Annotated in this window: 17 protein-coding genes and 1 pseudogene; 13 read left to right on the top strand and 5 right to left on the bottom strand. The window is 72.8% G+C overall.

Annotated features, from left to right (window positions below; translation table 11 throughout):
- The first annotated feature begins 47 nt into the window (after positions 1-47).
- Positions 48-1,475: a sulfatase family protein gene (locus KIS93_RS20955; protein WP_155129336.1), complete on the top strand. Its 1,428-nt coding sequence runs from the start codon at positions 48-50 to the stop codon at positions 1,473-1,475.
- Here the strand turns inward: KIS93_RS20955 and KIS93_RS20950 are convergent.
- Complete coding sequence (locus KIS93_RS20950; protein ID WP_080046059.1) at positions 1,472-2,179, bottom strand: FadR/GntR family transcriptional regulator; 708 nt, start codon at positions 2,177-2,179, stop codon at positions 1,472-1,474. The genes KIS93_RS20955 and KIS93_RS20950 overlap by 4 nt on opposite strands.
- An 89-nt stretch (positions 2,180-2,268) precedes the next feature.
- Here KIS93_RS20950 and KIS93_RS20945 point away from each other — a divergent pair, with 89 nt between their 5' ends.
- From KIS93_RS20945 to KIS93_RS20935, 3 genes are read left to right on the top strand one after another with little or no spacing between them, the layout of a single operon-like run.
- The gene (locus KIS93_RS20945; protein WP_080046060.1) at positions 2,269-3,000 is read left to right on the top strand and encodes a (Fe-S)-binding protein; all 732 of its coding nucleotides are present in this window, start codon (positions 2,269-2,271) and stop codon (positions 2,998-3,000) included.
- Positions 2,997-4,388, top strand: a complete 1,392-nt coding sequence (locus tag KIS93_RS20940; protein ID WP_080046061.1) for a lactate utilization protein B — start codon at positions 2,997-2,999, stop codon at positions 4,386-4,388. The genes KIS93_RS20945 and KIS93_RS20940 overlap by 4 nt, the downstream gene beginning before the upstream one ends.
- Entirely contained in the window at positions 4,375-4,932 is a 558-nt protein-coding gene (locus KIS93_RS20935; RefSeq protein WP_080046062.1) for a LutC/YkgG family protein, read from the top strand. Before KIS93_RS20940 ends, KIS93_RS20935 begins: the two co-directional genes overlap by 14 nt.
- A gap of 3 nt (positions 4,933-4,935) precedes the next feature.
- Here the strand turns inward: KIS93_RS20935 and KIS93_RS20930 are convergent, their stop codons facing one another.
- Both KIS93_RS20930 and KIS93_RS20925 read right to left on the bottom strand, forming a co-directional pair.
- Positions 4,936-5,958, bottom strand: a complete 1,023-nt coding sequence (locus KIS93_RS20930) for a baeRF2 domain-containing protein (RefSeq protein WP_080046063.1) — start codon at positions 5,956-5,958, stop codon at positions 4,936-4,938.
- 3 nt (positions 5,959-5,961) lie between these two features.
- Positions 5,962-6,372 (bottom strand): DUF2795 domain-containing protein, encoded by a 411-nt coding sequence (locus tag KIS93_RS20925; protein ID WP_230465876.1) that lies wholly within the window; start codon positions 6,370-6,372, stop codon positions 5,962-5,964.
- A gap of 76 nt (positions 6,373-6,448) precedes the next feature.
- Between KIS93_RS20925 and KIS93_RS20920 the strand changes: the two genes are divergently transcribed.
- From KIS93_RS20920 to KIS93_RS20885, 8 genes and pseudogenes are all read left to right on the top strand, one after another.
- A complete protein-coding gene (locus KIS93_RS20920; protein WP_186404364.1) occupies positions 6,449-7,528 on the top strand; it encodes a GNAT family N-acetyltransferase in 1,080 nt (359 codons plus the stop codon).
- 79 nt (positions 7,529-7,607) lie between these two features.
- Complete coding sequence (locus tag KIS93_RS20915; protein WP_080046065.1) at positions 7,608-8,783, top strand: bifunctional cobalt-precorrin-7 (C(5))-methyltransferase/cobalt-precorrin-6B (C(15))-methyltransferase; 1,176 nt, start codon at positions 7,608-7,610, stop codon at positions 8,781-8,783.
- 70 nt (positions 8,784-8,853) lie between these two features.
- Entirely contained in the window at positions 8,854-9,699 is an 846-nt protein-coding gene (locus KIS93_RS20910) for a sirohydrochlorin chelatase (protein ID WP_080046066.1), read from the top strand.
- A 124-nt stretch (positions 9,700-9,823) separates the two neighbouring features.
- Entirely contained in the window at positions 9,824-10,894 is a 1,071-nt protein-coding gene (gene cobT / locus KIS93_RS20905) for a nicotinate-nucleotide--dimethylbenzimidazole phosphoribosyltransferase (RefSeq protein WP_080046067.1), read from the top strand.
- Positions 10,895-10,920: 26 nt separating this feature from the next.
- Entirely contained in the window at positions 10,921-11,934 is a 1,014-nt protein-coding gene (speB, locus tag KIS93_RS20900) for an agmatinase (protein ID WP_080046068.1), read from the top strand.
- Positions 11,935-12,012: 78 nt separating this feature from the next.
- Positions 12,013-13,244, top strand: a pseudogene (gene cobA / locus KIS93_RS20895) (uroporphyrinogen-III C-methyltransferase).
- A gap of 587 nt (positions 13,245-13,831) precedes the next feature.
- A complete protein-coding gene (locus tag KIS93_RS20890; RefSeq protein ID WP_246005336.1) occupies positions 13,832-16,099 on the top strand; it encodes a dynamin family protein in 2,268 nt (755 codons plus the stop codon).
- A 135-nt stretch (positions 16,100-16,234) separates the two neighbouring features.
- The gene (locus KIS93_RS20885; RefSeq protein WP_080046070.1) at positions 16,235-17,857 is read left to right on the top strand and encodes a GTP-binding protein; all 1,623 of its coding nucleotides are present in this window, start codon (positions 16,235-16,237) and stop codon (positions 17,855-17,857) included.
- A 25-nt stretch (positions 17,858-17,882) separates the two neighbouring features.
- Here the strand turns inward: KIS93_RS20885 and KIS93_RS20880 are convergent, their stop codons facing one another.
- Together KIS93_RS20880 and KIS93_RS20875 are read right to left on the bottom strand one after the other, a co-directional pair.
- Positions 17,883-18,062, bottom strand: coding sequence for a hypothetical protein (locus KIS93_RS20880; RefSeq protein ID WP_155129342.1), 180 nt, complete (start codon positions 18,060-18,062; stop codon positions 17,883-17,885).
- A gap of 70 nt (positions 18,063-18,132) precedes the next feature.
- A complete protein-coding gene (locus KIS93_RS20875) occupies positions 18,133-18,699 on the bottom strand; it encodes a PadR family transcriptional regulator (protein ID WP_080046071.1) in 567 nt (188 codons plus the stop codon).
- A 157-nt stretch (positions 18,700-18,856) separates the two neighbouring features.
- On the opposite strand from KIS93_RS20875, the gene KIS93_RS20870 reads away from it, so the two are divergent.
- The gene (locus tag KIS93_RS20870) at positions 18,857-20,281 is read left to right on the top strand and encodes an MFS transporter (RefSeq protein WP_080046072.1); all 1,425 of its coding nucleotides are present in this window, start codon (positions 18,857-18,859) and stop codon (positions 20,279-20,281) included.
- The last annotated feature ends 13 nt before the right edge of the window (positions 20,282-20,294 follow it).

Raw genomic sequence — 20,294 nt, 5'->3', positions numbered from 1 at the left:
GGATGTCCCAAGTGTCAATGGAGGATCTTCCGGGGAAGTGACACTCTGTGCTCAAGGCTCTCTGTCGACTCGCCTGCCTGCTGCTTCTCCTGCCGGCGGCCGAGCCGACGATCGCGGCGGGCGACTCCCGGCCCAACATCGTCCTCATCCTGGCCGACGACCTCGAGACCGGCACGCTGCCGCTGTTCCCGAACATCACGCAGCAGCTCGTCCGCCAGGGCACCTCGTTCGACCGCTTCTTCGTGACGAACTCCTGGTGCTGCCCGTCCAGGGCGTCGATCCTGCGCTCGCAGCACGTCCACAGCCACGGGGTGCTGACCAACACCGCCCCGGAAGGGGGCTTCGACCGCTTCCACACCCTGGGCCTGGAACGTTCCACGGTGGGCACCTGGATGCAGCAGGCCGGCTACCGCACCGGGCTGATGGGCAAGTTCCTCAACCACTACCCGGGCGGCACGGCGGAGGAGGAGTACGTGCCGCCGGGCTGGGACGAGTGGGACGTCCCCGTACGCAAGCTCTACGAGGAGTACGGCTACCGGCTCAACGAGAACGGCGAGCGGCGCGAGTACGGCTGGGAGGAGGACGACTACCTGTCCGACGTGCTGGCCGGCAAGGCCCACGACTTCATCACCGGCGCCGACCAGCCGTTCTTCCTCTACCTGGCGCCGATCGGCCCGCACAACCCGTCCAACCCGGCCCACCGGCACGCGCACGCCTTCCCGCTGGCGATGGCGCCGCGCACCCCGTCGTTCAACCAGACGGACGTGAGCCACGAGCCGTACTGGCTGCGCAACAGGCCGGCACTCGCGCCGGACACCCAGGCCGACGTGGACGAGCACTACCGCAGGCGGCTGCGGGCCATGCTGGGCGTGGACGACCTCGTCGGCTCGGTGGTGGACGCGCTGCGGGAGTCGGGGAAGCTGGACAACACCTACATCTTCTTCACCTCCGACAACGGCTTCCATCTCGGCACGCACCGGCTGAAGCAGGGCAAGACCACCCCGTTCGAGGAGGCGATCAGGATCCCGCTCGTCGTGCGCGGCCCCGGCGTCGCGGCCGGTGCGACGGTCACGCACATGGGGGCCACGATCGACCTCGCCCCCACCTTCGCCGAGCTGGGCGGGGCCACGGTGCCGCCGTTCGCGGAGGGCCGCTCGCTGGTGCCGCTGCTGCGCGGCAGGCCGCCCGCCCAGTGGCGAAAACAGGTGCTCGTGGAGTTCACCCGCCCGGCCGACCGGTCGTCGGCGGCCCAGACGCCCGTGCCCGCCTACCAGGCGCTGCGCACCGAGCAGCACACCTACGTCCGGTACGAGACGGGGGAGCGGCAGCTCTACGACCTGACCACCGACCCCTACCAGCTCACGAACCTGGCAAGCACCGCCGACCCGGCGCTGCTGGCCCGGCTCGACCAGCGGCTGTCGGGCATGGTCGGCTGCTCGGGGGCGAGCTGCCGCGTGGCCGACAGCCAGGGCTAGCCGGGCCCCGCGAACAGCGAGGGGTAGGCGTGCGCGAGGTGCTCCGACACGGCCCGGGTCGCCTCGCCCGCCGCGCCCCGCTCGATGGCCTCGAGGATGCGGACGTGGTCGGCGCGCAGGACCGAGGTGTCGCCGAGCCGCCGCACCGCCTCGACCGAGTACCGGCGCATCGAGTCGCGCAGCGAGCGCATGATGGCGGCGATGAGCCGGTTGCCCGACGCGTCCGCGATCGCGCAGTGGAAGGCCGTGTCGTGCTCGACGAACTCCTCCGCCGTGCGGGCCGCGTCCATCCCGGCCAGGGCGGCGGCCAGGGCCGAGGTGTCGGCCCGCGACGCGGCGGCCTGGGCGGCGGCCCACTGCTCGATCATGTGCCGGGTGTCGATGACCTCGCGCATCTCCAGGGTGGCCAGGCCCAGATGGAGCCGCAGCAGGTCGGTCAGCGCCGAGTCGGGGCGCGAGGTGAGCACGGCGCCCGCGTCGGGGCCCCGGCCGACCTGGGAGGAGACCACGCCGAGGGTCTCCAGCACGCGCATCGCCTCGCGTACCGACGAGCGGCTGACGCCGAGCTGCTCGGCGAGCTGGCGCTCGGCGGGCAGCCGGTCGCCCACGGTGAGGCCGTCCTCGGTGATGCGCCGCTCGATCTGCGCGAGCACGTCCTCGAACGTCCGCGTCCGCTTGACGGGACGCCAGCCGGTGTCCTCCACTGTGGAGCCTCCTCGCTGCCGGCCGGAAATGTTGTGCTTCGGTATGGTCTGACCATACTGTGGTCGGACCATACTTCGGAAGGAGAGCCGTGCGAGTCGCCCTGTTCATCACGTGCGTGAACGACACGCTCTTCCCGGGCACCGGCAAGGCCGTGGTGTCGCTCCTGCGCAGGCTCGGCTGCGACGTGGACTTCCCCGCCGCCCAGACGTGCTGCGGGCAGATGCACGTCAACACCGGCTACCGGGAGGAGGGCGTGCGGCTGGCCCGGCACTTCACGGAGGTGTTCGCCGGCTACGACGCGGTCGTCGCGCCGTCGGGGTCGTGCGCGGCCATGGTGCGCGAGCAGTACCCGAAGCTGGCCAAGCCCGGCAGCAGGGGAGCGGCGGCGATCGCGGAGGTCGCGCCCAAGGTGCACGAGCTGTCGGAGTTCCTGATCGACGTGCTCAAGGTCGAGGACGTCGGCGCGTACTTCCCGCACCGGGTCACCTACCACCCCACCTGCCACTCGCTGCGCGGGCTGCGCCTCGGTGACCGGCCCACGCGGCTGCTCCAGCACGTACGCGGCCTGGAGCTGGTGCCGCTGCCCGGCGCCGAGGAGTGCTGCGGCTTCGGCGGCACGTTCGCGGTCAAGAACCCGGCGGTCTCCGCCGCGATGGGCGCCGACAAGACCCGCAACATCATGGACACCGGCGCCGAGGTGCTGTGCGCCGCCGACAACTCCTGCCTCATGCACATCGGCGGCACCCTCAGCCGCCAGAAGACCGGCGTCAGGACCATGCACCTGGCCGAGATCCTCGCATCCACGGAGGAGGCCCAATGAGCGCGACCTTCCTCGGCATGCCGGGAAGTTTCCCCAAGAACTCCCGGAAGGCCGTCCAGAACTCCCAGCTGCGCTTCAACCTCCGCAAGGCCACCCACACCATCCGCGGCAAGCGGGCCGGCGTCGTCGGCGAGCTGCCCGACTGGCAGGAGCTGCGCGCGGCCGGCAAGGCCATCAAGGACCACACGCTGCGCAACCTCGACCGCTACCTGCTCCAGCTCGAAGAGGCCGTGACGCGGGCGGGCGGCACCGTCCACTGGGCCAGGGACGCCGCCGAGGCCAACCGCATCGTCACCGACCTGGTCAAGGCCACCGGCGAGACCGAGGTGGTCAAGGTCAAGTCGATGGCCACCCAGGAGATCGAGCTCAACCAGGCGCTGGCCGCGCACGGCATCACCGCGTACGAGACGGACCTGGCCGAGCTGATCGTGCAGCTCGGCGACGACTTCCCCAGCCACATCCTGGTCCCCGCGATCCACCGCAACCGCTCCGAGATCCGCGAGATCTTCCTCGACAAGATGCCGCACGTCCCGCCCGGCCTGACCGACGACCCGCCCGCCCTCGCCGAGGCGGCCCGGCTCCACCTGCGCGAGCGCTTCCTCAGGAGCAAGGTCGCGATCTCCGGCGCCAACTTCATGGTGGCCGAGACCGGCACGCTGGTGGTGCTGGAGTCGGAGGGCAACGGCCGCATGTGCCTGAGCCTGCCCGAGACCCTGATCAGCGTCGTCGGCATCGAGAAGCTGCTGCCCTCCTGGCGGGATCTGGAGGTGTTCCTCCAGCTCCTTCCGAGAAGCTCCACGGGCGAGCGGATGAATCCCTATACGAGCATGTGGACCGGCGCCGTCGAAGGCCAGGACTTCCACCTGGTGCTCCTCGACAACGGCCGCACCGACGTGCTCGCCGACGAGGTGGGCCGCCAGGCGCTGCGCTGCATCCGCTGCTCGGCCTGCCTCAACGTGTGCCCTGTGTACGAGCGCGCGGGCGGCCACGCGTACGGCTCGGTCTATCCCGGCCCCATCGGCGCGATCCTCACCCCGCAGCTCAGGGGCATGTCGTCGGAGCTGGACGCGTCGCTGCCGTTCGCCTCCAGCCTCTGCGGGGCCTGCTACGACGTCTGCCCGGTGGCCATCGACATCCCCGAGGTGCTGGTGGACCTGCGGGCCAAGGCGCCGCACGCGGCGGCGGAGAAGGCCGGCATGAAGGTGGCCGGCTGGATACTGAACGACCACGAGCGGCTGGCCAAGGCGCAGCGCGCGGCCACCCGCGCCCGCAAGCTGGTGCCCAAGCGGCTGCCCGGCCCGCTGTCGGCGTGGACGGACACCCGAGACCTGCCCGAGATTCCCGAAGAATCCTTCAGAGACTGGTGGGAGCGGAATGAGCGCGCGTGAGGAGATCCTCGCCAGGGTCCGCAAGGCCGTCGCCGGCGCGGAGGACGTCGAGATTCCCCGCCACTACCGGACGAACCGGCAGGGCGAGGACCTGGTGGGGTTGTTCGCCGAGCGGGTGGACGACTACCGGGCGATCGTGCACGTCGTCCCGGCGGCCGAGGTGCCCGGCAAGCTCGACGCGTGCCTCGGCGAGCGCCGCATGATCATCCCCGACGGGTTCGACCGGGCCGGCGGCTGGGACGACGTGAACACCGCCGACGGCGTGGTCACCGGCTGCGCCGTCGCCATCGCCGAGACCGGCACGATCGTCCTCGACCACGGGCCCGGCCAGGGCACGAGGGCCCAGACGCTGGTCCCCGACTACCACCTGTGCGTGGTGCGGGCCGACCAGATAGTGGCGGGCGTGCCGGAGGCGCTGGCCAGGCTCGACCCGGCCCGCCCCCTCACCTGGATCAGCGGCCCCTCGGCCACCAGCGACATCGAGCTGAACCGGGTGGAGGGCGTCCACGGCCCCCGCACGCTCGAAGTGATCATCAGCACGTGATCATCAGTACCTGAGCACGGCGGCCACGTCCTCGACCGCGTCGGTGAACCACAGCTCCGCGTCGGTCATCGCGGCCGCCCTGGCCAGCGCGGAGTCCGACCGCTCCCGGATCGGCTCCTCCACGCCCCAGCGGCGCAGCTCCCCCTCGTCGGTGGCGAGCTGCGTGCCGCCCTCGCCGATCCAGACCGGGCCGGGCCGCTCGCCGGGCAGCAGCACGGCGTGCACCCGGCCCTCGCGCAGCGCCTGGCAGACGCGCGCCATCCCGGTCGGCCCCGCGGACTCCTGGTGGCGTTCCAGCAGCTCGGCGCGCCTGCGGTCGAGCCATTCGTCGAGCGCCCGCTCCACGTCCTGCTCGAACTGCCCGTGATTGTCGCGGCTGCCGTGCTCGACGATCATCACCCGGTCGGCCGCCTTCGTGCCGAGGTGGTGCAGCAGGTACGAGCGCGACTTCGGCTCGCCCGCGACCAGGATCAGCTCGGCGCCGATCCGGCGTACCTGCTCGTCGATCTCCTTGGCCACGGCCTGCGCGTTCTTCTCCCAGGCGTCGTCCACGGCGCGCTCGTACCGCTTCTGGGACCAGCCGCCCTGGGCGGTCTTCTGCAGCGGCCACGAGGCCGCCTCCACGGTGGTGCTGCGCGGCGACCCGCCGCCGAACACGGTCACCTCCGCGCCCGCGTGATCCACGATCACCCGGATGTGCGGGATGTTCTCGCCGCGCCGCATGAGCAGCGGCGTGACGTGCGGCAGCGGCGTCCACGTGGCCAGCTCGGACGGCGCCTCGGGCAGCGACTCGGCCAGCACCACGTCACCGTGCGTGGCGAACAGGGCCCGCCCGGCGGCGGCACCCAGGGCCTCCTCCTCCAGGGCGTCCAGGGTCGCCTCGTCGGCGTGCCCCGAGTGCCCGTCGAGCCGGTCGCGCACGCTGCGCCAGTGGGACTCGCGTTCAGGCCCCGTCAGAGCGCCCAGGTAGACCGAGGCGTACGGGCCGCGCCGCTCGTACAGCGGGCGGATGAAGTCGAGCCGCACGGCTCACCACCTCCGCTTCTCCACGCCGATGCCGAGCGCCTTGGCGACGTCGGCCATGTTCGTGTAGTCGCGCTCGGGCAGGGACTCGACCATGTCGATGATCGGATCGGGCGCGCCCTCGCGCTGGGCGCGGGCCAGCAGGTCGCGCTTGGACGAGGGCCAGTGGGTGTCGCTCAGCCACTTGGCGAGGTCGCTGCGCACGTCCACGTCCCGCTGCGTCATCCCTTCGGGGACGCCCGGCTCGTGTCCTGGCGGGTACGAGTGAAGCGACTCCTCACCGGGCGCCGGCATGGCCTCGGGCTCCTTCCACTCCTCGGCATGCGTCGTACCGCCTCCGCGCACCAGGCCCTCGGTCTCGTGCTTCTGCTCGTTGTCGAGGCGGGGTCCGTGCTTGTCGCTTCCACGTTCCATCATTCAAGCCACTCTCCTCTCAATCCGCCCCTACCCCCGCTTTCGTGGGCAAACATCGCGACTGTGTACCCTCCACACCGTGTTCGATCCCGACGTGAGCATCGCCACGGAACGGCTTACGCTCCGGCCGTTCGGCCCCAAGGACACCCTGCGCATCCGCTCCATCGTGCAGTCCGGCGCCCAGTTCCTGCCGCCGGGCGCGCCCGCCAGGGTCTCCGGGATCGCCCCCTGGCTGATGCACGGCGTGCACGAGCTGCGCCGCTCCGGCCAGGGCATCCACCTGGCCATGACCGACGCCGAAGGGGTCATCGTCGGGGCGATCAGCCTGTTCAAGACCTCGTGGAGCGCGGGCACCACCGAGGTCGGCTACGGCGTGCACCCCCTCTACCGGGGCCGCGGCTTCGCCACCGAGGCCGTGCGCGGCCTGACCGCCTGGGCGTTCGACACCATGGGGCTGCGCAGGATCGACCTGACCGCCAGGCTCGACAACCTCGCCTCGCTCCGCGTCGCCACCAAAGCGGGCTTCACCTGGGAAGGCGTCGTCCGCGACGCGGTCGTGGACGACGACGGCGCGCACGACCTCGTCCTGTTCGGCCTGCTGCACTACGACAGCCGCGTGCCGCCCGCCACCCTGTCGAAGGCGGAGCTGCGCACCCAGCGGCTCCTCCTGCGCAGGCAACGCCCCGAGGACGCCGCCGACCTGGCCGTCACCGGCGCCGACCCGCTCACCCAGCGGTTCACCGGCGTGCCCAGGGACTACTCGGCCGAGCACGCCCGCGCCTACGTCGCGCACGCCGAGCGCCGGTGGATCAGGGGCGTCGGCGTCGCCTGGACCGCCGCCGAGCTGGCCACCGGCCGGTACGCGGTCAACGTCGACCTGCGCGACCTCGACTGGAACGGCAGGACCGCCGAGGTCGGCTACATGACCGCGCCCTGGGCCAGAGGCAGGGGGTACGCGGGCGAGGCCGTGCAGGCGGTCGCCCGCTGGCTGTTCGAGCGGCACGGGTTCAGCCGCCTCCAGCTCCGTGTCTCCCCGGCCAACAACGCCTCCCAGCGGGTCGCGGAGAAGGCCGGCTTCGTCAGGGAAGGGCTGGCCCGCGCCTCGATCGCGGGCGAAGACATGATCGTCTACAGCCTCATCCCCTCGGACCTGGCCTGAGGGCACACCGGACTGACCCCCGTACCCTTTGTGAAACCCCGCCCGAGCCGTCACCCTTGAGTGGAGGACGGTGAGGCGCATGATCACGGTGGTCGGCTGGGACGGCAGTGAGCTCTCGGCCAAGGCGGTGGGCAAGCTGCGGGAGGCCAAGCTCGTCGTGGGGCCCGACGCCGTTCTCGGACAGCTCGGCCTGACCGCGGCCACCGCGGCCGACGGGGCGCTGCTGGAGGCCCTCGACGACCACCTGGAGCACGGCGAAGGCCCCGCGGTCGTGGTCGCGCCGGGCGATCCCGGCTTCTTCGGCGTCGTCCGCACACTACGGGCGCACGGCCTCAAACCGGACGTGCTGCCGGCCACCTCGCTCGTCACCCGCGCCTTCGCCTGCGCCGGGCTCAACTGGGAGGACGCGCTCGTCGTCGCCCCGTCCGGCCCCCGCCAGCTCGACCGGGTCGTCAACGCCTGCCGCGCCCACCCCAAGGTCGCGCTGCTCGTCGCCCCCGGCGTCGGCCCCGCCGAGATCGCCAGGGAGCTGGCGCCCACCACGCCGCGCGCGCTCATCGTGTGCGAGGACCTCGGCGGCCCCGACGAGCGCGTCACCCACAGCCGCATGGGCGAGGCCACCACCAGGCCGTGGAAGGACCCCGACGTGGTCCTCGTGATCGACCCGCTGCACCAGCCGAAGGAGCCGAGCTGGGTGGCCGGCGCGCGGCCCGGGCCGTCCGAGTGGGCGCTGCCGTCCGCCGACGGCATGCCGGCCGAGGCCAGGGCGTACGTGCTGGCCAAGCTCGGCCCGCGGCTCGGCGACCTCGTGTGGGACGTCGGCGCCGGCACCGGCCAGATCGCCGTCGAATGCGCCAGGCTCGGCGCCGCCGTCGTCGCCGTCGAGCGCGACGAGGAACGCTGCGCCAAGCTGCGCGCCCACGTCCTCGAACACGGCGTCAAAGTGGCCCTCACCAGGGGACAGGCGCCCCCGGCACTGGAGCCGCTGCCCGACCCCGACGCCGTCTTCGTCGGCGGCGGCGGCCTCGACGTCATCGTCGCCTGCGCCGCCAGAGGCCCGCGCGTGCTGGTGTGCGCGCTGCGCAAGGTCGAGCACGTCGCCGGCGTGCTCGACCGGCTGCGCGAGCACGGCTACCGCGGCGAAGGCACCCAGATCCAGGTCTCCAAGCTGCTGCTCAACCCCGACGGCTCCCACAGCCTGGCCGCCGTCGACCCCGTCTTCGTGGTGCACGCGACACCCGCGCACGCAGCGTGACCTGTTGCCCACACGGGCGCATCGGTTATCCTCGCGTGTCTTTGTCCACCGCACCGGAGAATCCCTCACGATGAAGCCGCCGCTCCTGCTGATCGGGCAGAGCTCCCAGGATGACGCCTACGCCGCCGAGTTCGGCAGGTTCGTACACCGCCTGCGCTGCCGCCTCGACCAGTCGGGCGCCGACGTGTCCGGGGGCTACCTGGAGCGGGCCACGCCCCGGCTGAGCGACTCCGTCGCCTCCCTCGTCGCGCGGGGGCACCACCGGCTCGTCGCGCTGCCGCTGAGCCTGAGCAGGGTCGGCGAGGAGTTCCCCGCCGCCATGGCACTGGAGCAGCAGCGCCACCCCACCCTCATGTACGACTACGGCCGGCCCCTCGGCCCCGACCCGCGCGTCCTCGCCCTGCTCGCCGAGCGGCTCAACGAGGCCGCCACCGAGCTGTCCAGGCCGCGCGCCCTGGAGCTGGCCGGCGCCCGGCCCCGGCTGCGCGCCGTCGACTCCCCGCCCGCCGAGGACCTCCACCAGCACATCGAGCCGGGGGAGACCGCGGTCGTGCTCGTCGGCGAAGGCTCCACCGACGCCGCCGCCAACGCCGAGGTCCACCGCGTCTCCCGGCTGTTCTGGGAGACCCACGCCTACGACTTCATGACCGTCGAGACCGCCTTCGTCTCCGTCACCCCTCCCGGGGTGCCCGGCGGGCTGGAGCGCTGCCGCCGCCTCGGGGCCAAGCGGGTGATCGTGGTGCCGTACCTGCTGTTCGCGGGCGGCCTGCTGGAGCGGGTCTGGGCGCAGGCGCTGGCGTACGGCGCGGGGCACCCCGACCTCGACATCCGCTGCGCCGAGGTGATCGGCGACTGCGAGACGCTGGCCGACGTCGTGATCGACCGCTACGAGGAAGCGCTCCAACTCGTCCCGTGACCGGAGGTTCGTCGTGGTCGCCGAGATCCTGTACTGGAGGTCCTGTGTTCGCTGAGACGCCCGCGGTTCTGATCGGGAGGCGCCGTGTTCGCTGAGACGCCCGCGGTTCTGATCGGGAGGCGCCGTGTTCGCTGAGACCCTGGCGGCGATCCGCCGTGCGGACCCGCGGGTGCTGGCCGAGGCGCGCGCCCACCAGGACCGCCTCACCAAGCCGCGCGGCTCGCTGGGCGCCCTGGAGGAGGTCGCGGTCCGCCTGGCGGGCGCGGCCGGCACCACCCCGCCGCCCATGCCGGAGCCCGCCGCCCTGGCCATCTTCGCCGCCGACCACGGCGTGCACGCGCGCGGCGTCAGCCCGTGGCCGCAGGAGGTCACGGTGCAGATGGTGGCCAACTTCCTGGCCGGCGGCGCCGTCGCCAACGCCTTCGCCGCCCAGGCCGGCGCGTCCGTGACCGTGGTGGACGTGGGCGTCGCCGCCGACCTGCCCGACGCCCCCGGCCTGGTCAACCACAAGATCGCGTACGGCACCGCCGACCTGTCGCAGGGCCCCGCCATGACCGTCGACCAGGCCGTCCAGGCGCTGGAGGCCGGCATCGTCGTGGCCCGTGACCTGGTCGCCAAGGGCGCCCGCTGCCTGATCACCGGCGACATGGGCATCGCCAACACCACCGCCTCCGCCGCGCTCGTCTCCGCCTTCACCGGCAAGGACCCGGCCGAGGTGACCGGGCGGGGCACCGGCATCGACGACGAGACGTACGAGCTGAAGGTCGGCATCGTGCGCGCGGCCCTGCGCGCGAACGCGGTGACCGACCCCGCCTCCTCGCCCAGCGAGACGCTGCGGGCGCTGGCGGCCGTCGGCGGGTTCGAGCACGCGGCCATCGCGGGCTTCATCCTGGGCGGCGCGGCCCTGCGCGTGCCGGTGATACTCGACGGCGTGATCGCCGGGGCCGCCGCGCTGGTGGCCGCCGCGTTCGACCCGGCCGCCGTCGACCACTGCGTGGCCGGCCACCGCTCCGCCGAGCCGGGCCACACCGCCGCGCTCGCGCATCTCGGCCTGCGTCCCCTGGTCGATCTGGAGCTCCGGCTCGGCGAGGGTACGGGCGGGCTGCTGGCGCATCCGATGGTGTGCGCGGCGGTGCGGGTGATGCACGACGTGGCGACGTTCGACTCGGCGGGAGTGACCGAAAAGCCCGTGTGATGATGGAGGCACTGGAGGGAGCGACAGTGTCTCGTTATGGACCCATGTACGGCCCTGACATCACGTTCCTCGGGGTCGATCGCTGCGACGTGAACGACCCCGAGAGCTACGCGGGCGCCGACGTGGTGATCATCGGCGCCCCGTTCGACGGCGGCACGTCCAACCGGCCGGGCGCCAGGTTCGGGCCCATGGCGCTGCGCCAGGCGTGCTACCTGCCGCACGACGGCTCCAGGCCCAGCCTCGCGCTGCGCGTGGACGCGCTGCGCGACCTGCGGGTGCTCGACGCCGGCGACGTGGAGTGCTACTCGGGGGACGTCGAGGGCTCGCTGGCGGCCATCGAGGAGGCGGTGCACCGGGTGGCCGCGTCGGGGGCCGTCCCGCTGGTGCTCGGGGGCGACCACACGGTGGCGCTGCCGGACGCGCGGGGGACCGCCAGGGCGTACGCGGCGGGGCGCACCTCGATGATCCACTTCGACGCGCACGCCGACACGGGCGACATCGCCTTCGGCCACCTGTACGGGCACGGGCAGCCGATGCGGCGGCTCATCGAGTCCGGGGCCATCAGGGGCGACCGGTTCCTGCAGATCGGCCTGCGCGGCTACTGGCCGGAGCCGGAGACGCTCGGCTGGATGGCCCGGCAAAAAATGCGTTCCTATGAAATGACGGAGATCGTGGCTCGCGGGCTGGACGAGTGCCTGACCGAGTCGTTCTCGATCGCACTCGACGAGTGCGACCAGATCTTCCTGTCCGTCGACATCGACGTCTGCGACCCCGGCCACGCCCCCGGCACCGGCACACCCGAGCCCGGCGGCCTCACCGCCCGGCAACTGCTCGATGCGGTCCGCCGGATCTGCTATGAAATGCCCGTGGCCGGCATGGAAGTGGTGGAAGTGGCGCCGCCGTACGACCACGCGGACATCACCGCGTACCTCGGCAACCGGGTTATCCTGGAAGCCCTGTCAGCGATGGCCAGACGCCGCAAGGACGATGAGGGCGGGCCACGCTGGGATCCCAGGCAGCCTCTTCTTGATGGTCGTTGACCCGTGCGCAGCAAATGACGCATGCGGAGCCGGTAGGTTTACGTCCTAACACAACCTTCGCGAACGGGAGATTCCCCCATGGGTCCCTACCTCCTCGGCCTGCGGCTTTCCGGCCGCCGGGTCCTCGTCGTGGGCGGCGGCCGCGTCGCGCAGCGACGGGTGCCCGCGCTGCTAGAGGCCGGTGCGGAGGTCACCGTCGTGTCGCCGTCCGTCACGCCGGCCCTCGACGACCTCATCGCCGCCGGCCGGGTCACCTGGCACGCCCGGCCCTACGAGGTCGGCGACTGCGACGGGGCCTGGCTCGTACAGGCCTGCACCGATGACAGGTCCGTCAACACCGCGGTCGCCGCCGAGGCGGAGGCCAAGCGCGTGTGGTGCGTGCGCGCCGACGACAAAGACGCCTCCGCCGCCTGGACCCCCGCCACCGGCCGGGTCGACGAGATCAGCGTCGCCGTCACCGCGGGCGGCGACCCGCGCCGCGCCGCCGGCATCAGGGACGCCGTGGTCGAGGCGCTGCGCGACGGCACCGTCGACGCCCGCCGCAACCGCACCAAGCCCGTCGGCGTCGCCCTCGTCGGCGGCGGCCCCGGCGACCCCGGCCTCATCACCGTGCGCGGCCGCCAGCTCCTCGCCCAGGCCGACGTCGTCGTCGCCGACCGCCTCGCGCCCCGCGCCCTGCTCGACGAGCTGGCCCCGACGTCGAGCTCATCGACGCCGCCAAGGTCCCCTACGGCCGCGCGCTCTCCCAGGAGACGATCAACGAGCTGCTCGTCGACCGCGCCCGGCAGGGCAAGTTCGTCGTCCGGCTCAAAGGCGGCGACTCGTTCGTGTTCGGCCGCGGCGGCGAGGAGATGATCGCCTGCGCCGAGGCCGGCATCCCCGTCCTCGTCGTGCCCGGCCTCACCAGCGCCGTCGCCGTGCCCGCCGCCGCCGGGGTGCCCGTCACCCACCGCGGCGTCAGCCAGGAGTTCCACGTCATCTCCGTGCACGTGGCCCCCGACGACCCCAAGTCCACCGTCGACTGGCCCGGCCTGGCCCGCTCCCAGGGCACGCTGGTGCTGCTGATGGCCGTCGAACGCCTCGCGAAGGTGGCCGAAGCCCTCGTCCGCGACGGACGTCCGCCGGAGACTCCCGTAATGGTGGTACAGGACGGTACCCTTCCGACCCAGCGGGCGGTCACCGCTTCGCTTTCCACCGTGGCCGACCGCGTGTCCGCGGCTGGGATCCGGCCGCCGGCGATCGTCATCGTCGGCGACGTCGTGCGGGTCGGCCAGGAGGTCGAGATGGTACGAGCGGAGCGCTTGCCGTGAACACGGCCATGGATGACGGGCGGCACGAGTCGCTCGGGGAGCAGACGTTGAGCTTCCGCCCGATAACGGACGACGACCTCCCCCCGGAGGCCCAGCCCGACGCCACCCACCGCCCGGGCCCCGCCACCGACGGGGAGAGCTCAGGCGAGCCCGCCGACGGGAAGGGCTCGGGCGAGCCCACCCACCGGGAGCGCCGGGCTGAGCCCGCCCCTCAGCAGGGCCAGACGGGGTCCGCCCATCGGGAGGGCCGGGGCGAGCCTGCCGATCCTCAGCCCGGTGGCCCTCAGCCCGGTGGCCCTCAGTCCGCCGGCTCTCGGTCCGCGGGGGAGGAGCCGCCTGCCCGCCGCCCCTCCCTTTTCGAGAAGCCCGCCATCCTGCGTCGGCCCGCGCCCGAGGCCCCCTCGCCGGAACGGCCCTCCCTCTTCGTGAAGCCGGCCGCCCTCGGAGGCCCCGGCGCCCCTGTCTCGAGGAGCGACGCCCCGGACGCGCCGCCTCCCACGAGGGCCGGCGAAGGCAAGGCCATCCCCGAGCCCGCCACGGAGGCCCCTGAGCGCGCGGAGGCCTCCACGTCCGCCACGGAGACCGCCGTGCCCGCCACGGAGGCCACGGACGCTTCCCCCATGCCGCAGGCCGACGAGCCTGCGACGGAGGCCACCGAGACCTCTGCCGCCCCGCAGGCCGACGAGCCCGCCGCCGACCTCGCAACGGAAGCCGCGGACGCCTCCACCACCGCCCAGGCCGACGAGCCCGCCATCGAGCCCGCAGCCGAGAGCGCGTCGGAGGCCGCCGATGCCTCCGCTGCCCAGCAGGCCGACGAGCCCGTCACTGCGCCCGCCACGGAGGCCGCAGCGGAGGCCGAGGATGCTCCCGCCGCGTCACAAGCGGCCGAGGAGTCCGCCGCCGGAGTCGTGACCGAGCCCGAGGCCGCGTCCGCCGCCGCGCCCGACGGCGAGTCCGACACCGAGCCCGGCGTAGCCCTCGCCGCCGACGCGCCTGAGGGCCAGCCCGACGCCGCCACCGGCCCCGCCGTCGAGTTTGCGCCGGACACCGGCTCCGCGTCCGAGCCCGACGCCCCTGCCGAGGCCGCCTCCGCTTCCGAGCCGGAACCCGCATCTGAGTCGGACACCACGCCCGAGCCGGAGGCCGCGTCCGAGCCCGAGGCCGCCGCGTCCGCAGAGCCCGAGCGCACGCCTGCGTCCGAGGTCGAGCCCGAAGCCCAGTCCGAGCCCGAAGCCCAGTCCGAGGCCGGACCTCAGCCCGAGGCCGGGCCTGAAGCGGAGTCCGAGCCTGAGGCCGGAGGGGCGGGGGCGGAGTCCGGTGAGGAGCCGGTGGGGCCGGGCGAGACGCTGGAGGAGCTGCCGCAGGAGGCCGCCGAGGCGCTCATGTCGGCCCTGGGCGCCCTCCGCGAGAGCATCGCCGACCTGCGTTTCGGTCTCGACCTGCCGGGCTCGGCCGAGGCCAGGCAGGCGCAGGCCGACCTGCTGGCCCAGCTGGAGAACTACGTCCTGCCCCGGGTGCGAACCCGCACGGCCCCGGCCCTGATCGTGGTCGCCGGCTCGACGGGCGCGGGCAAGTCGACCCTGGTCAACAGCCTGGCCGAGAAGAACGTCTCGCGCACCGGCGTGCGCCGCCCGACCACCGGCACCCCGGTCCTGGTCTGTCACCCTGAAGACCACGAGTGGTTCGCGAAGGGCGAGCTGCTCGGCGGTCTGCGCCGGCTCGACCAGCCGTCCCGCGAGGCCGGCATGGACGGCCTGGTGATCGTCTCGACGGAGAAGCTCCCGCAGGGCGTCGCGCTGCTCGACACGCCCGACATCGACTCGGTGGTCGAGGAGCACCACGAGATCGCGCACCGCATGCTCGACGCCGCCGACCTGTGGATCTTCGTGACCACGGCGGCCCGTTACGCCGACGCCCCCGCCTGGAGCCTGTTGCGGCTGGCGAAGGAGCGCGGCGCTCGCCTGGCGATCGTCCTGTCGCGGGTGCAGGAGCGCTCGGCGGACGTGGTGCTCAAGCATTTCGTCCGCATGCTGACCGAGTACGGCCTGGGCGACATCGACCGGTTCGTCATCCATGAGGCGAAGGTGACCGACGGCAGGCTGCCCGACGCCGAGGTGACCGATCTGCGGTTGTGGCTGGCCGAGCTGTCGGTGGACGAGGCGCGGCGGGCGCAGGCGGTGCGCGAGACGCTCAACGGCGTGCTCAACAGTTTCCGCACCCGCGTTCCGGCGCTGGCCAAGCAGCTGGAGGCGCAGGTCGCGTTCAGGGCGGAGCTGCGCGCGGACGTGGAGGCGGCGTTCCTGAGCGCGCTCAGCGAGATCGACAAGGCGTCCAGGAACGGCTCGCTGCTGCACGGCGAGGTGCTGGCGCGGTGGCAGGAGTTCGCGGGGTCGGGCGACCTCGTCCGCTCGTTGCAGCTGCGCAAGCGCGGCCGGGCGGCCAAGCAGGCGCCGGAGCGGGTGCTGGCGTTCAAGGCGGCGATCCGCACGGGGCTGGAGGCGGTGATCGTCGCGGCCGCGAACCGTGCCTGCGAGGAGGTGGTGGCGCGCTGGCGGCACCGCTCGGAGCTGGGGGCCAAGCTCGGGGAGGACCTCGACCGGCCGTCCGACGACCTGGTCCGCCAGGCGGGGCGGGCGATCGCGTCCTGGCAGGAGCATCTGGGCGAGCTGGTACGCACGGAGGGTGTGGCCAAGCGGTCGGTGTCGAAGCTGGTGTCGTTCGACCCCGAGTCGCTCGCGTTGATCTTCATGGTCGCCATGTTCAGCGGGGGCAGCGGCGAGGGGTGCCGCACCGGCTGGTCAACGCCCTGCTCGGGCCGAGTCGCTGCGCGGCATCGGGGCCAAGGCGCTCAGTGATCTGCGGGCCAGGATCGGCATGCTGTTCGACGAGGAGGCCATGCGTTACGTGCAAGCGCTCGACTCCGCGGGCATTCCCGACGAGTCCGTCGCGACCCGCCTCTATCAGGCAACGTACAACCTTGAGGTCGCTCGATGACCACCACGACCACCAGACCGGGCCTGGCTGCGCGGCTGACGGCGCTCACCAAGGTGGTGGAGCTGGGCCCGGGGCGGCTGGACAAGAAGCTGCTGAACGAGTCCGGCGCGCTGCTGCAGCGGGCCGGCAACCGGCTCAAGCTCTCCTCGGAGCACACGGTCGTCGCCCTGGCGGGCGGCACGGGCAGCGGCAAGTCGTCGCTGTTCAACGCGCTGTCGGGGCTGGAGCTGTCGCCGACGGGCGTCCGCAGGCCGACCACCGCCCGTACGCACGCCTGTGTGTGGGGGCTGGAGGGGGCGGGGCCGCTGCTCGACTGGCTGCAGATCCAGTGGCGTCACCGTTTCTCGCGGGCCAGCGCGCTCGACAAGGGCGACAGCCAGCTGCACGGGCTGATCCTGCTGGACCTGCCCGACCACGACTCGATCAGGGCGCTCACCGACACCGAGGCCGACCGGCTCATCGGGCTGGCCGACCTGGTGGTGTGGGTGCTCGACCCGCAGAAGTACGCCGACGCCTCCACGCACCGCCGCTACGTGACGGAGCTGGCGGGGCACGAGGCGGTCACCGTGTTCGCGCTCAACCAGGCCGACCGGCTGACCACCGAGGAGCTGGCCGAGCTGGTCATCGACCTCAACGACCTGCTGCGCAAGGAGGGCGTCGAGCATCCGAGCGTCGTCCCGACCTCGGCGGTCACCGGCCGCGGCATCGAGAGCCTCAAGAGCGTCATCGCGACCGCGGTGGCCCGGCGGCGCGCCGCCATCCAGAAGCTGGAGGCCGACCTGCACCGGCTGGAGCAGAAGCTCAGCCAGGCCATGCCGCTGGGTGAGGCGCTGTCGGCGCCGTCCACGGTCGACGAGGCCCGCAGGATGGGCCTGACGGACGCGCTGTGCGACGCGGTCGGCGTGCCGGCCGTGGGCGAGGCCATGGAGAACGTGTACGCGGAGCGGTCGAGCCGGTGGGTCGGTTGGCCGTACCCGCGCTGGGTCGGCAAGCTGCGCGGCGACCCGCTGAAGAGCCTGCGGCTCGACGACGTCAGCGAGGAGATCCGCGGCATCTCCACCTCCTCGGTGAGCGCCCAGTCGGCCGAGGTCGCGAACGCGGTGCAGGCGCTGGCCGACGGCCTGTCCATGAGCATGCACCCGGTCTGGCGCACGGCCGTGCACCAGGCGGCCAGGTCCCGCGCCGGCCAGCTCCCGCAGGCCCTGACGGAGGACCTGGCGGAGGTGGCGCCGCAGCTCGACCGGGTGCCGGGCTGGTGGCGGGCGCTGAAGGTGTGGCAGTACTTCCTGGTGGTGGCGTTCGTGGCCGGGCTCGCCTGGCTGGCGGTCGGCCTCCTCATGCCGGGGCAGCTCCCGCCGTCCCTGGAGCTGCTGGGTGACACGGCGACGCTGCCGTGGGTGGGGCTGATGATGGCCTCGGTGCTCGGGCTGGGGGCGTTGTCGGGCATCGCGTCCCGCAACTTCGTGGAGCTCGGTGCCTCGCGGGAGCGGGAGCGGCTCGAACGGGAGATGCGCCGCAGGGTCGCGGCGGTGGCGGCCACGATGGTGGTGGAGCCGGTGGAGCGGGAGCTGGGCCGGCACCATGCCTTCTACACAGCCCTGAGGGATTTGTCGGTATAAATCAGCACCACCGGCCCCGGCGTCGTCAGCTCTGGGCGATCAGCTGGCGATACACGTCGTAGGCGGGCTTGGGCCGGTAGTCGCTGGTGGTCAGCCCGAGCCGGGCGGTCGGCTCGTCGCGGCCCGAGTCGGCGTCCCGCAGGCCGAACAACTCGTGGTGCGTGACGTTGAGCCGGGCGGCGCAGGCGGCCACCGTACGGATCATGATGTCGAGTCGGGCGGGCCCGCCGTGCCGGCGACGCGGCCGGCCGCGTAGATGCCGTACGTCAGCCCGCTCATGCCCGTCCCTCCGCCGCCGGCCAGGCCAGCTCGCCGTCCTCGATGCGGGTGATCAGCGCACGGATCCAGTCCGCCTCGGAGTGGAGCTGGTGCAGGACGAAGTCCACCTCGATCATGGTGATCTCCTTCACGCCGGGGCCGCCCGCCCGTTCCAGCTCCGAGATCCGCTCCTCCAGCGACTCCAGACGCTCGCGCAGCACGTGCGGGGCCTCCGCGCGGTCGAGCGCGCCGAGGTAGGCCAGCGCGTCCACGAACGCCGAGGTGGTCACCCTGGCCTCGCGGAGCTGCCGCCGCACCCGTTCCCTGAAGACGCGCCAGCCCTGGTCGGTCAGGGCGTAGACAGTGCGTGTCGGGCGGTTGCCCACCTGCTCGACGCCGGTCCGGGTGACCCAGCCGGCCGTCTGCAGCGACCGGACGAGCGCGTAGACGGAGCCGCTCTTGGCGTTCAGGTACGGGTAGCGCTCGTTGAGCGCGACGGCCAGGGCGTACTGGTGCATGGGCTGCTCGACCAGGAGGCCGAGCAGCCGCAGGGTCAGGGGGTTGTCCACTGCGGTCGTTGGCATAGCCGAATACTAACAGTCGTATACGGATATATGGGCTTATCGGGACAGAAGTTCCCTTAGTGGGCGAGCGGGTGCTACTGTTCTCTCGTCTTAACGGAACTTTTGAACCGTTTGCAGCGGCGTGCCGTACCGCACGCCCGAGAGGAAGCCCTCTGCCATGACCACCACCACACCCCTGCCGGCGACCACCGGCCAGGCGCCATCGCCGCAGCTCACCGGCCGCCTGCGCGTCGTACTCGCCGTGCTCCTCGTCGCCCAGTTCATGCTGGCCGTCGACTTCTCGATCCTGAACGTCGCCCTGCCCGCCATCGGCGACGACCTCGGCTTCTCCCTCGGCGGCCTCCAGTGGATCGCCACGGCCTTCGCCCTGTGCGCGGCCGGGTTCACCCTGTTCTTCGGCCGCATCGGCGACCTGGCCGGGCGCAAGCGCATCTTCCTCGGCAGCCTCGCGCTCCTCGGCGTGGCCTCGCTCGCCGGCGGGCTCGCCCCGACCCCCGAGATCCTCATCCTGGCCCGGGTCGCGCAGGGCCTCGCGACCGCCGCCGCGACCCCGGCCGGGCTCGCCCTGCTCACCACGTCCTTCCCCGAAGGGCCGCTGCGGCAGAAGGCGCTCGGGCTCAACGGCGCCCTCATGTCCGCCGGGTTCACCGCCGGCGCGGTGCTCGGCGGCGTCCTGACCGACCTGCTGTCCTGGCGCTGGGCGTTCCTCATCAACGTGCCCGTCGCCCTCGCCGTGCTCCTCGCCGCGCCCGCCGTCATCGCCGAGTCCCGCCCCGCTGGACGCCCCCGGCTCGACCTGCCCGGCGCGCTCAGCGTCACCCTCGGCCTGCTCGGCATCGTCTACGGCCTCACCCAGGCCGGCGAGCACGGCTGGACCCACCCCCTCGCCCTGACCGGGCTGCTCGCCGGCGCGGCCCTGCTGGTCGTCTTCCACCGCGTCGAACGCCGCGCCGCCCAGCCCCTCGTGCCCCTCCACGTCCTGCGCCGGCCCACCGTGGCCTGGGGCAACCTGCTCGGCCTGCTCGCCTTCGTCACCGAGACGTCGCTGGTGTACCTGCTCACCCTGTACCTGCAGAAGACCCTCGGCTTCTCCGCCCTCGCCGCCGGGCTGTCGTTCGGCGTCCTCGGCCTCGGCACCGTCGCCGGCGGCCTGCTCGCCCCCAAGGTGATCGCCCGCACCTCCACCGCGACCGTCCTGATCGGCGGCGGGCTGCTGCAGACGGCCGCCACCGCCGTCCTGCTCCTCATGGGCGGCACCTCCGCCTCCATGGGGCTGCTGCTGCCCGCCACCTTCCTCGGCGGCGTCGGGAACATGCTGGTCATCGTCGGCTTCATGGTCACCGCCACCACCGGCCTGCCCGACCACCAGCAGGGCCTGGCCACCGGGCTGGCCTCGATGTCCCAGCAGATCGGCATCACCATGGGGACCCCGATCATGTCCGCGATCGTCACGGCGGCCATCGGCGGCGTCGTCACCGCCGGAGCCGTGCTGCACGGGGTCACCGTCGCCATCGCGGTCAACGCCGCGCTCGTCCTGTCCGGCGTCCTCATCGCCGCGCTCTTCCTGCGGCCCCGCGCCTGACCCGTCCTACCTC

Source organism: [Actinomadura] parvosata subsp. kistnae, from assembly GCF_900323885.1.
GTDB classification, from domain to species: domain Bacteria; phylum Actinomycetota; class Actinomycetes; order Streptosporangiales; family Streptosporangiaceae; genus Nonomuraea; species Nonomuraea composti.
Note: the sequence above shows the minus strand (reverse complement) of the source record. Positions and strands in the feature narration are given on the sequence as shown.